We start from the raw sequence: 12,497 nt of genomic DNA, 5'->3' as shown, positions 1-12,497 counted from the left end.
ACGCGAAGAGCAGGCCCTTGAGGGACGGCTCGCTCGCCTGATGAGACTAGATGCCCACCTGGTGTGCACGGAAACGGACGATCTTCGCGAACTCCTCGGGGTCGAGGCTCGCGCCGCCCACGAGGCCGCCGTCCACATCGGGCTGCGCCATGAGCTGAGCGATCGAGCTCGACTTGACCGAGCCGCCGTACAGGACTCGCACGCCAGCGGCGAGTTCCTCGTCGTACAGTTCCGCAAGGCGACCGCGGATAGCAGCGCAGACCTCCTGCGCGTCTTCGGGCGTGGCGACCTCGCCGGTGCCGATGGCCCACACGGGCTCGTAGGCAATGACGACGTCCTTGGCCTTGTCAGCAGGCAGGTCCTTGAGAGCGCCATCGATCTGCTCGAGGGTGTACTCGACGTGACGGCCCTCCTTGCGGATGTCCAGGCCCTCGCCCACACACACGATCGGCACAATGCCTGCCGCGAAAGCAGCAGCGGTCTTGGCCGCTACGACCTCGTCGGACTCACCGTGGTACTCGCGACGCTCCGAGTGGCCCACGGCCACGTACGACACGCCGAGCTTGGCGAGCTGCGTGCCCGACACCTCACCGGTGTAGGCACCCGAGGTGTGCTGCGAGATGTCCTGCGCACCGTACTTGAGCTCGAGCTGGTCTGCGTCGACGAGCGTCTGCACGGAACGAATCGAGGTGAACGACGCCAGGACGGCGACCTCCACGTCCTCGAAGTCGTGCTTGGCGTCGCGCAACAGCCACGCGAGCTTCTGCACCGTGTGAGTGGCCTCGAGGTGATCGAGGTTGAGCTTCCAGTTACCCGCAATCAGGGGGGTACGTGCCATGTGTCAGTCCTCCAGTACGGCCAGGCCCGGCAGGACCTTGCCCTCAAGCAGCTCGAGCGACGCGCCGCCGCCCGTGGAAATGTGGCTGAAGCCAGCCTCGTCGTAGCCCAGGCGACGCACGGCAGCAGCCGAGTCACCGCCACCCACGACGGAGAATCCGTCAGCGTCGATCATGGCCTGCGCGACGGCACGCGTGCCGCCCTCGAAGGCCTCGAACTCGAACACGCCCATGGGGCCGTTCCAGACGATGGTCTTGGCGTCGGCGATCTTCGAGGCAAACAGGGCGCCCGAGTCGGGGCCAATGTCGAGACCCATCCAGCCGGCCGGGATCTGGTCGGCAGCAACGGTCTTGTGCTCGGCGTCGGCCGCGAACTTGTCCGCCACCTCGACGTCCGTAGGCAGGACAATCTCGACGCCGTTGGCCTCAGCGGTCGCGAGGTAGCCCTTGACGGTGTCGATCTGGTCCTCTTCGAGCAGCGAAGAGCCGACCTCGTAGCCCTTGGCCTTGAGGAATGTGAAGACCATGCCTCCGCCGATCAGCAGGCGGTCCGCCTTGGTCAGCAGGTTGCCGATGACACCGAGCTTGTCGGAGACCTTCGAGCCACCCAGCACCACGGCGTAGGGGCGCTCAGGGTCGGTCGTCGCGCGCGAGAGCGACTCGACCTCCTTCTGCACCAGCAGACCGGCAGCGGCGGGCAGGATCTGCGCGACGTCGTAGACCGAGGCCTGCTTGCGGTGGACCACACCGAAGCCGTCAGAGACGAACGCGTCGGCCAGGGCCGCGAGCTCCTTGGCCAGCTCAGCACGCTCCTCGTCGACCTTGGAGGTCTCGCGGGCGTCGAAGCGCACGTTCTCGAGCATGGCCACCTGACCGGGCTCGAGCGCGGCGACGGTCGCCTTCGCGGACTCGCCCACGAGGTCGTCGGCCAGCGTGACGGGACGCTCGAGCAGCTCGGCGAGGCGAGCAGCGGCCGGCGCCAGCGAGTAGGTGGGGTTGGGCTCGCCGCCGGGGCGGCCCAGGTGCGCGGTCACGATGACCGATGCGCCAGCGTCCAGCAGCTTCTGGATGGTGGGCACGGAGGCGCGCACGCGACCATCGTCGGTGATCGTCGTGCCGTCGAGCGGCACGTTGAGATCGGAGCGGACCAGCACCTTCTTACCGGTGAGGTCGCCCAGGGAGTCAATCGTCTTCATGTTTCATTCCTCGCATCTATGACATGACGACGCCCGCACACGCAGCGCGTGCGCGGGCGTCGTCACTGTGACACCTAGAGAAGTTAGAGCTTCTCGCCCACGAGGACCGAGAGGTCCACGAGGCGGTTCGAGTAGCCCCACTCGTTGTCGTACCACGACACGACCTTGACCTGGTCGCCGATGACCTTGGTGAGGCCGGCGTCGAAGATCGAGGAGGCGGGGTCGGTCTCGATGTCCTTCGAGACGATCTGGTCCTCGGTGTAGACCAGGAAGCCCTTCATGGCACCCTCGGCCGCGGCCTTGACGATCGCGTTGATCTCCTCGACGGAGGTCTCACGCGAAGCAGTGAAGGTGAGGTCGGTGGCGGAGCCGGTCGGCGTGGGAACGCGCAGGGCGTAGCCGTCCAGCTTGCCCTTGAGCTCGGGCAGAACGAGCGCGACAGCCTTGGCGGCGCCGGTCGAGGTGGGAACGATGTTCAGGGCGGCGGCACGCGCACGACGGAGGTCCTTGTGAGGAGCGTCCTGCAGGTTCTGGTCCGCGGTGTAGGCGTGGATCGTGGTCATCAGACCCTTCTCGATGCCGATGCCGTCGTTCAGAGCCTTGGCCAGCGGCGCGAGGCAGTTGGTCGTGCAAGAGGCGTTCGAGATGATGTGGTGGTTCGCGGGGTCGTAGTCCTCGTGGTTCACACCCATGACGAACGTGGCGTCCTCGTTCTTCGCCGGAGCGGAGATGATGACCTTCTTGGCACCGGCGTCGATGTGCGCCTGAGCCTTGGTCGCGTCGGTGAAGAAACCGGTCGACTCGATGACGATGTCGGCGCCCAGGTCAGCCCACTTGAGGTTGGCGGGGTCACGCTCGGCGGAGGCCGCGAAGGTCTTGCCATCCACGGTGATGCTGTCCTCGGTGAAGGACACGTCCACGCCGAGGCGGCCCAGGATCGAGTCGTACTTCAGCAGGTGCGCGAGCGTCGCGTTGTCCGTGAGGTCGTTGATTCCCACGATCTCAATGTCCGCGCCCGAAGCGAGCACAGCACGGAAGAAGTTGCGTCCGATACGGCCGAAACCGTTGATACCGACCTTGATGGTCACAGTAGATCTCCTCGACTTGCGCCGGCACACCGGCGCGATTGTGGATGGATGCTTGCGCGCACCTCTACGTGCGCATTGGGGCCACGTCTTGGACGGGCCACTTCTGTCAGCCTACTACTAACCGCTCGAACCGCACGCGGTACGAAAGTCCTGATCCGTGTCAGTCCAGATCGAGCATCTCAGGCGTAATACCAGCCTCGGTGTCGGGAATCCCCAACTCCTCGGCACGCTTGTCCGCCGTCGCCAGCAGGCGCCGAATTCGACCCGCCACGGCGTCCTTGGTGAGTTGCGGATCAGCCAGTTTGCCCAGTTCTTCGAGCGACGCTTCCTTGTTCTCCAGGCGCAGTTTCCCGGCCTCCACGAGGTGGTCGGGCACATCGTCGCCCAAGATTTCGAAGGCCCGCTGCACGCGTGCGCCCGCCGCAACAGCTGCCTGCGCGGACCGGCGCAGGTTCGCGTCGTCAAAGTTGGCGAGCCGGTTCGCGGTACCGCGCACCTCGCGTCGGGTGCGCTTTTGCTCCCACTCGATGACCGAGTCATGAGCACCCAACCGCGTCAGCAGTTGCGCGATGGAGTCTCCGTCACGAATCACCACGCGGTCAACGCCCCGCACCTCGCGCGACTTGGCGCTGATGCCCAGGCGGCGGGCGGCACCCACGAGCGCCAGTGCGGCCTCTGGCCCGGGAGAGGTGACCTCGAGCGAACTCGAGCGCCCAGGCTCCGTCAGCGACCCGTGCGCGAGGAACGCGCCACGCCACGCGGCGACGGTGTCCTCGATCGAGCCGGACACCACCTGCGGCGGCAGTCCGCGGACGGGACGGCCCCTGTGGTCGAGCAGTCCCGTCTGGCGGGCGAGAGCCTCACCCTCCTTGACCACGCGCACCACGTAGCGATTGCCCTTCTTGAGTGCACCACCAGAGACCACGATGATTTCGCTCATGAGGTTGAAGACCTCATAGATGAAGGCGCGCAGCCTGCGAGCGGCGGCAGCGGTGTCCAGCTCAGCCTCAATGACAATGCGCCCGGAGACAATGTGCAGTCCCCCCGCGAACCTCAGAGTCGTCGCCACCTCCGCCTTGCGTGCCGACGTTCTGTCGACCGCCACTCGCGCGAGTTCATCCTTCACCTGTGCCGTCAAAGCCATGGGCTTATCCTGCCACCGACACGCCCGCAGCGGTGACGGTCAACCCCCTCTTCGCTGCCACCTGCGCCAACGCGGCGCGCAGGGCGCGCTCGTCGTGTACGGGCCGCTCCACCGGTGCCCTGACCGCTGCCACCTGGAGCCGCGCACCCCACCGAGCCACCGCATCGGCCAGGCCCGGCTCACCCGCATGTTCGACGTCAACGATCACGTCGGCCGGGACAAAGGCCGGTGCCGCGCGCCGCAGAGCGGCCACGTCGTGGGCGCGTGACATGCCCGCCGTTTCTTCGTCGTCGTGGCCCAAGTTGAGCACCAACACCGAACGCGACGAGGCGCGCACCAGGGCATCCGCCACATCGGGCACCAAAAAGTGTGTGAGCACCGACGTGTACCAACTGCCGGGCCCGAGGACCACCATGTCGGCATCGTCGATGGCGGCCACTGTCTGGTGAGGGACGGTAGGGCGGGCGGGCCGGAGGGAGACCTCCTCGATGGTTCCCTCGGCGGTGGCAACCGCCACCTGGCCCACAATGTCTCGCACCTGGTCGCCCAGGCGCACCCGGGCACACACCTCGAGAGGGTCCGACGACAGCGGCAGCACCCGGCCGTGAGACTGGAGCAGTTGCCCCACCCACGCGAGACCCTCGACGATGTCGTCCGTACGGTCCCACAGCGCCGCGATCAGGAGGTTTCCCAGCGCGTGCCCGTCCAAGGGCCCGTCGGAACGAAACCGCCACTGGAGCACGTCGCGCCAGGTCCGCCCCCATTCGTTGTCGGCACACAGCGCGCTCAGTGCCATGCGCAGGTCGCCCGGCGGCACCACGCCGAGCTCGGCGCGCAAGCGACCCGATGAACCGCCGTCGTCCGCGACAGTGACAATGGCGGTGAGGTCGGGTGTCAGGCCGCGCAGCGCCGTAAGCGAGGCGTACAGGCCGTGTCCGCCCCCCAGCGCGACGACGCGCGCCGGAGCAGCAAACCGTGCCGTCGCGCTCATGTGGCGACCCGATCGCGATGCGTGAGCCGCACCGCGAACCCTTGGTCACGCAGCGCCACTCCTAAGGCCTCGGACACCGCCACCGAACGATGCTTGCCGCCCGTGCAGCCGACGGCGATGCTCACCGTCGGTTTGTCATGCGCGCGATACAGACTCAAGGCCGAGCCGATCACCGTCGCATAGCCCTCGATGAACTCCCGCGCTCCCTGAGAGCGCAGCACATGATCCCTGACGGGCTCGTCGAGGCCCGTGAGGGGGCGCAGGTCGGGGATCCAATGGGGATTGTCGAGAAAACGCACGTCGGCCACAAAGTCCGCGTCCGCAGGAACGCCGTTCTTGAACCCGAAAGACATCACATTGACCTGGAGCGCGGGGACCTCCTCGGCCACCTCGGCGGTGACGAGCTCACGCAGTTGGTGCACGTTGAGGTCGGTGGTGTCGATGATCTGATCGGCACGATCGCGGACGTCCTCGACCACGGCTCGCTCACGGGCGATGCCTTCAAGAATGGTGCCGTCCTCCTGGAGAGGATGCGGCCGCCGAGCCTCCTCAAACCTCTTCACGAGCGCGAGGTCGTCGGCGTCCAGGAACAGCATGCGCACGGGCACGCCCTTGGACTCGAGGTCGTCGATGACCGGCTCAAGGTCCGCAAAATACCGGCCTCCCCTGACATCCACCACTGCGGCCAGCGGCCGCTGGGTATCGCCCGCGACGTGTGCCGTGACCAGGCCACTGAGCAGATGCGGCGGCAGGTTATCCACCACGTACCAGCCAAGATCGGACAGCACCGCAGCCGCCTTGGTGCGCCCGGCACCCGACATGCCGGTGAGCACCAACAGTTCCGGCACCTTCGCGAGCTGCTCGAACTGCGGGCGCACAATGCCGGAGGGGTACGTGACGGCAGGAGGCTCCTCGGTCATGGCTCCAGCATGCCATCGGACTTGCTGAGCGCCCGGAGGATGGCCTTGGCAGTCGCAGCCCCCACTCCCGGGACGAGGACGAGTTGCTCGACCGAGGCCTCCTTCACCTTGGCCAGTGAGCCAAAGTGACGGATCAGCGCCTTGGCCCGCTCGGGGCCCACGCCGGGGACGTCGTCGAGAGCCGACGCCTTCATCGCCTTCCCGCGCTTGCCCCGGTGACGAGTGATGGCAAAACGGTGGGCCTCGTCGCGTAGCCGTTGAAGCAGGAACAGCGCCTCCGAGCCGCGCGGCAGAATGACGGGGAACTCGTCACCCGGAACCCACACCTCCTCGAGGCGCTTTGCGAGCCCCACCACGGCGATGTCGGTCAGTCCGAGGTCATCGAGCGCCGATCGCGCCACCCCCACCTGCGGCAGGCCACCATCAACCACCACCAATTGCGGTGGATACGCGAACTTAGCGCTCTCCCGCTCCTCCGGGGGCAACTGAGACTCTTCGAGATAGCGAGAGAACCTGCGGGTGAGTACCTGCCGCATCGCGGCCGTGTCGTCCGTTCCGTCGGCAATCGAGAACTGGCGATACTCCGCCTTGCGAGCCAGCGCGTCCTCGAACACCACCATGGAGCCCACCTGGTTGGTGCCGCCGGTGTGAGAGATGTCGTAGCACTCGATGCGCAACGGCGCCTGCGTCATGCCGATCGCTTCTTGCAACTCCTGGAGAGCCGCCGACCGGGTCGTCAGGTCAGATGCGCGCTTGAGTCGGTGCTGTTGCAACACCTGGTGCGCGTTTTGGAGGCCGGTACCCGCCAACTCTGCCTTCTTACCGCGCGAAGGAACCTTGATGGACACCGCGCCGCCGCGCAGACCGCGAAGCCAAGCACGGATAGCCTCAGCACCGTCGGGAAGCACCGGCACCAGCACCTCGAGCGGCACTTCTTCCGGCGCGACGTCTCCGTAGGCCTCTTGGATCAGCTGCGCGATCATGCCCGCCTGATCGAGCGGCTCGGGCTTGTCCACGACCCAGCCACGCTCACCTGTGATGCGCCCGTCGCGCACGTAGAACACGTGCGCGGCCGCCTCCAGTTCCTCGTCCACAAGGCTGAAGATGTCCGCGTCCGTGTCCGGGGCGAGCACGATCGCGTTGCGGTCCAGCACATCCCGCAGGGCGTGGAGACGATCACGGGCACGGGCCGCGGCCTCGAAGTCCTGGCGCTGTGCGGCATCGGTCATGGCCTGGGTGAGGTCGCGGATCATTCCCTTGGCATCACCGCCCAGCACGGCGCACACGCGCTCTGCGAGAGCTCTGTGATCCTCCGGCGAGATCCTCCCCACGCACGGCGCCGAACACTTGTCGATGTAGCCGAGCAGGCAGGGCCGGCCCTGTCGCTCCGCCTTGCGAAACACCGCCGGTGCGCAGGTCCTCACCGGTAGTGCCGTCACGAGAGTGTCGACGGTCTCTCGGATCTGCCACGCCCTCGCGTACGGACCGAAGTAGCGCACGCCCTTGCGCCGCTCCCCTCGCATGACCTGAATGCGCGGGAACTCCTCGTTCATGGTGACCGCGAGATACGGGTAGGACTTGTCGTCCTTGAACACGACGTTGAAACGCGGGTCGTACTCCTTGATCCAGGTGTGCTCGAGGATGAGAGCCTCGACCTCGTTGCGCACCACGGTCCACTCGACCGAGGCCGCGGTCGTCACCATCATCCGCGTGCGCGGGTGCAGTGCGGACAGGTCCTGGAAATAGTTCGACAGGCGCGACCGTAGGTTCTTGGCCTTGCCGACGTAGACGACGCGGCCGTGGGGGTCACGGAATCGGTACACGCCCGGCTCCGTGGGGATGGTGCCGGGTGCGGGCCGGTAGTCCGCGGGGTCGCTCACGAGCGTCAGCCTACGCGCGCGGGAGCCTCGAGGATCTCGCGCAGGAACATACCCGTGTGGCTCGCGTCCACCGCCGCTACCTCTTCGGGACTTCCCTCGGCGACCACCATGCCGCCTCCGGAACCACCCTCAGGGCCCATGTCGATCACCCAGTCGGCGCTCTTAATGACGTCGAGGTTGTGCTCAATCACGATGACTGTGTTGCCCTTGTCCACCAGGCCCTGCAGGACCGCGAGAAGCTTGCGCACGTCCTCGAAGTGCAGGCCGGTGGTGGGCTCATCGAGCACGTAGATGGTGCGTCCCGTCGACCGGCGCTGAAGCTCAGAAGCGAGTTTGACGCGCTGCGCCTCGCCGCCGGACAGGGTGGGTGCGGGCTGGCCCAGACGTACGTACCCCAGGCCGACGTCGACAAGCGTGCGCAAGTGCCGCGAGATCGCGGGAATGGCCTCGAAGAAGTCCGCCGCCTCTTCGATGGGCATGTCCAGCACATCGGCGACCGTCTTGCCCTTGAAGTGCACCTCGAGCGTCTCGCGGTTGTACCGGGCACCCTTGCAGACCTCGCAGGGCACATACACGTCGGGCAGGAAGTTCATCTCGATCTTCAACGTGCCGTCGCCGGAGCAGGACTCGCATCGGCCGCCCTTGACGTTGAAGGAGAAACGCCCGGGCCCGTAGCCGCGCACCTTCGCCTCGGTGGTTTCCGCGAAGAGCTTGCGGACCTTGTCCCACACCCCCGTGTAGGTCGCAGGGTTCGAACGCGGCGTGCGACCGATGGGCCCCTGGTCAACGTGGACAATCTTGTCGAGCTGGTCGGTGCCAGTGATGCGCTTGTGGCGGCCGGCCACCTGGCGCGCCCGGTTGAGCGTGTTCGCGAGCGACGTGTACAGGATCGAGTTCACGAGGGTTGATTTGCCCGAGCCGGACACACCGGTCACGGCCGTCAGCACTCCCAGCGGGAACGACACATCGATATTGCGCAGGTTGTGCTCGTGCGCGCCCACCACGGTGATCTGCCGCTGGGGGTCGATCTCGCGGCGCTGCTCGGGGAGGTCAATGCCTCGCCTACCTGCCACGTACGCGCCCGTGATGGACCGCTCGTTGGTCAGCAGGTCCTCGTAGGTGCCGGAGTGGACCACCTCTCCCCCGTGCTCACCCGCGCCAGGGCCGATGTCAACGACCCAGTCGGCGGTGCGAATGGTGTCCTCGTCGTGCTCGACGACGATCAGGGTGTTGCCCAGGTCGCGCAGGCGGGTCAACGTGTCGATGAGTCGGCGATTGTCACGCTGGTGCAGGCCGATGCTCGGCTCGTCAAGCACGTACAGCACGCCTACGAGCCCCGAACCAATCTGCGTCGCGAGGCGAATGCGCTGCGCTTCTCCGCCCGACAACGTGCCAGCGGCGCGGGACATCGTCAGGTAGTCCAGTCCCACGTCGAGCAAAAAGCCCAGGCGGGCATCGATCTCCTTGAGCACCTGGACCGCGATCTGGCGGCCACGCTCGTCGAGTTCGGCGGTCAGCAGGAAGTCGCGCGCCTGGGCGATCGACATGTCACAGACCTGCGCGATCGACTGACCGCCGATCGTCACGGACAGTACCTCGGGCTTGAGGCGCGCGCCCGCACATACGGGGCACGGGACCTCGCGCATGTACGACTCGTACTTCTCTCGCGACCACTCGGACTCGGTCTGCGAGTGGAGCCGCTCGATCCACGACAGCACGCCTTCGAAGCCCGTCGTGTACTGGCGCTCACGCCCAAAGCGATTGCGGAACTTCACGTGGACTTCGTAGTCGTTGCCCACGAGCACGGCCTGCCGGATGTTCTCCGGCAGGTCCTCCCACGGGGTGTCCATCGAGAACCCGAGGTCGTGCGACAGACCCGTCAGCATCCGCGCGAAGTACTCCGACGAGGTCGAGGTCGACGACCACGGCGCGACCGCGCCCTCACGCAGGCTCAACGAGTGGTCCGGCACCACGAGCAGGGGATCGATCTCGAGCCGCACGCCAATGCCGGTGCACTCGGGGCACGCACCGTAGGGCGCGTTGAAGGAGAACGTCCGCGGCTCGATCTCCTCGAGTCCCAGCACGTGGTCGTTGGGGCAAGCACGCTTCTCGCTGTACCGCCGCGGCTCAATCTCCCCGTCAACGGGATCGATGATGACGAGCCCGTCGGCGATGCGCAGTGCCGTCTCGACCGAGTCAGCAAGACGCTGACGGACGCCGTCACGTGCGACCAATCGGTCGACCACGACCTCGATGGTGTGCTTGAGTTTCTTCTCGAGCTGCGGGGGCTCGCTGAGCTGCACCGTCTCGCCGTCGACGCGTGCTCGCGCGAAGCCCTGCTGCTGGAGCTCCTCGAACAAGTCCTGGTATTCGCCCTTGCGCCCGCGCACCACCGGAGCGAGCACCTGGTACCGGGTGCCCTCGGGCAGTTCGAGCACCGAGTCAACGATCTGCTGCGGCGTCTGCGCCTGGATGCGCTCACCACACACCGGGCAATGTGGGGTTCCGACACGCGCGTACAGCAGACGCAGGTAGTCGTACACCTCGGTGATGGTGCCCACCGTCGAACGCGGGTTGCGGTTGGTCGACTTCTGGTCGATCGACACGGCCGGCGATAGGCCCTCGATGAAGTCGACATCGGGCTTGTCCATCTGCCCCAGGAACTGGCGCGCGTATGCCGACAGCGACTCGACGTACCGCCGCTGCCCTTCCGCAAAGATCGTGTCGAACGCGAGCGAGGACTTCCCCGAGCCGGACAGGCCGCTGAAGACGATCAGCGCGTCGCGTGGGAGGTCGAGGTCGACACCCTTGAGGTTGTGTTCGCGGGCACCACGGACGATGAGTCGGTCATTCACAGGGCAATGCTACGTGGATTCGCGTTCGAACGCATGTTCGATTGCGCGTGTCGCGTATTCGGGCCAAACCTGAGGCGACAGTCCCGACCTCGACTCTACGTTGACCTGCAAGGATGGCCGCATGACGACCTTCACCATCGAATACGCCTACGACCACCGCGCCGACGAGCGCAACACGCACCGCCCCGAACACCGGGCCTACCTCGCCTCGCTCGCCGAGCAGGGCCGCATGCTCGCGTACGGCCGCTACGACGACGACGCACCCGCAGGCGCTTTGCTCGTGTGTGAGGCCCAGTCCGTAGCCGAGGTCGAGGCGATGATCGCCGCCGACCCCTACGTCACGCTCGGCCTCGTGGTCGACCACCGCATCCGGATTTGGCCGGCCGTGTGGGGCCCCGGGCTGCGCGAGCGCATCGCCGACTGACACGCCTGCCGACGACAACGGCCGGGAACCGTGGCGCTCTCGCTCTCAGCGGTCCCCGGCCGTCTTGCCGTGGTGGGCTACTCGGGCTTGCGGTCGTCCGAGGTCACCTCACCGTTGATCTCGAGCTCTCCGGTGACGTGCTCGAGAGCCGTGCCGCGCTCGGCCTCGAGGTCCGCATCGAGTTTGCCTCCACCCCTGGTCGCGAGCAGGCTCGCGACGGTGGAGACCACGAGGATCGCCAGGATGACGCTCAACGAGAGGCCGATGGAGACCTCGGGCACGCTCACGTGCTCGCCGCCGTTGATGAACGGCAGGTTGTTCTCGTGCAGAGCGTGCAAGACGAGCTTGACGCCGATGAAGGCCAGGATCGCCGCGAGGCCGTAGTGCAGGTACACCAGGCGCTGCAGCAGGCCCTGCACCAAGAAGTACAGCTGGCGCAGGCCCAGCAACGCGAAGGCGTTTGCCGTGAAGACAATGAACGGGTCTTGCGTCAGACCAAAGATGGCGGGAATCGAGTCCAGCGCAAAGAGGACGTCGGTCGAGCCGATGGCGACCATGACGAGCAGCATGGGGGTCACCATGCGCTGGCCGGCTTCCTTGACCGTCACGCGACCTTCGCGATAGCCGTCGGTCACCGGGTAGAGACGTCGCACAAAGCGCACCAGGCGGCCCTCTTCGTACTCCTTGCCTGCAGTGTCCTCTTCGGATTCCTTCGCCAGTCCCCACGCCGTGTAGATGAGGAACGCGCCAAAGATGTAGAACAGCGCGGAGAACGCGTCGAGCGCCGCGGCGCCTGCGGCGATAAAGATCGCGCGCAGAATCAGCGCGACCGCGATGCCGACCAACAGCACGCGCGAACGGTACTTGGGCGGCACGGCGAACCTCGTCATGATGACGAGGAACACAAAGAGGTTGTCGACAGACAACGACTTCTCAGTGATGTAGCCCGCGAGGTACTCCATCGTGGGGAAATCGTGGTGCCAGATGTGCAACACCACGCCAAACAGCAGCGCGATGGCGATGTAAAACACCGACCAGCCCACCGACTCCTTGAACGAGGGCTCGTGGGGCTTGCGGATCACTACCGCGAAATCGAAGACGAACAGGGCGACGATGAAGGCGATCGTCACGGTCCAGACGAGGGGATCAGTCACCCGGCAATA

At 66.3% G+C, this 12,497-nt stretch carries 10 protein-coding genes; 1 reads left to right on the top strand and 9 read right to left on the bottom strand.

The features are described 5' to 3' along the window. Positions 1-46: 46 nt before the first annotated feature. From tpiA to uvrA, 8 genes are all read right to left on the bottom strand, one after another. Positions 47-838, bottom strand: coding sequence for a triose-phosphate isomerase (tpiA, locus tag ACK5NO_RS06120; protein WP_416811777.1), 792 nt, complete (start codon positions 836-838; stop codon positions 47-49). Between the two features lie 3 nt (positions 839-841). Next, entirely contained in the window at positions 842-2,032 is a 1,191-nt protein-coding gene (locus ACK5NO_RS06115) for a phosphoglycerate kinase (RefSeq protein ID WP_416811776.1), read from the bottom strand. Positions 2,033-2,115: 83 nt separating this feature from the next. Next, positions 2,116-3,120 carry a type I glyceraldehyde-3-phosphate dehydrogenase gene (gene gap, locus ACK5NO_RS06110; protein ID WP_416811775.1) on the bottom strand — a complete coding sequence of 335 codons (1,005 nt, stop codon included), beginning with the start codon at positions 3,118-3,120 and terminating at the stop codon, positions 2,116-2,118. A gap of 160 nt (positions 3,121-3,280) precedes the next feature. Further along, positions 3,281-4,264 carry a DNA-binding protein WhiA gene (whiA, locus tag ACK5NO_RS06105; RefSeq protein ID WP_416811774.1) on the bottom strand — a complete coding sequence of 328 codons (984 nt, stop codon included), beginning with the start codon at positions 4,262-4,264 and terminating at the stop codon, positions 3,281-3,283. Positions 4,265-4,268: 4 nt separating this feature from the next. Next, entirely contained in the window at positions 4,269-5,255 is a 987-nt protein-coding gene (locus tag ACK5NO_RS06100; RefSeq protein ID WP_416811773.1) for a gluconeogenesis factor YvcK family protein, read from the bottom strand. After that, entirely contained in the window at positions 5,252-6,175 is a 924-nt protein-coding gene (gene rapZ / locus ACK5NO_RS06095) for an RNase adapter RapZ (RefSeq protein ID WP_416811772.1), read from the bottom strand. The genes ACK5NO_RS06100 and rapZ overlap by 4 nt, the downstream gene beginning before the upstream one ends. Further along, positions 6,172-8,055 (bottom strand): excinuclease ABC subunit UvrC, encoded by a 1,884-nt coding sequence (uvrC, locus tag ACK5NO_RS06090; RefSeq protein WP_416811771.1) that lies wholly within the window; start codon positions 8,053-8,055, stop codon positions 6,172-6,174. The genes rapZ and uvrC overlap by 4 nt, the downstream gene beginning before the upstream one ends. A 5-nt stretch (positions 8,056-8,060) precedes the next feature. Further along, the gene (gene uvrA, locus ACK5NO_RS06085) at positions 8,061-10,910 is read right to left on the bottom strand and encodes an excinuclease ABC subunit UvrA (protein ID WP_416811770.1); all 2,850 of its coding nucleotides are present in this window, start codon (positions 10,908-10,910) and stop codon (positions 8,061-8,063) included. A 121-nt stretch (positions 10,911-11,031) separates the two neighbouring features. Between uvrA and ACK5NO_RS06080 the strand changes: the two genes are divergently transcribed. Further along, positions 11,032-11,334 (top strand): YciI family protein, encoded by a 303-nt coding sequence (locus ACK5NO_RS06080; RefSeq protein WP_416811769.1) that lies wholly within the window; start codon positions 11,032-11,034, stop codon positions 11,332-11,334. Positions 11,335-11,411: 77 nt separating this feature from the next. Here the strand turns inward: ACK5NO_RS06080 and ACK5NO_RS06075 are convergent, their stop codons facing one another. After that, on the bottom strand, positions 11,412-12,488 hold the full coding sequence (locus tag ACK5NO_RS06075) for a TerC family protein (protein ID WP_416811768.1): 1,077 nt from the start codon (positions 12,486-12,488) through the stop codon (positions 11,412-11,414). Positions 12,489-12,497: the final 9 nt, after the last annotated feature.

Origin of the sequence: Demequina sp. (genome assembly GCF_047975725.1) — a bacterium.
Taxonomy (GTDB): Bacteria; Actinomycetota; Actinomycetes; order Actinomycetales; family Demequinaceae; genus Demequina.
Note: the sequence above shows the minus strand (reverse complement) of the source record. Positions and strands in the feature narration are given on the sequence as shown.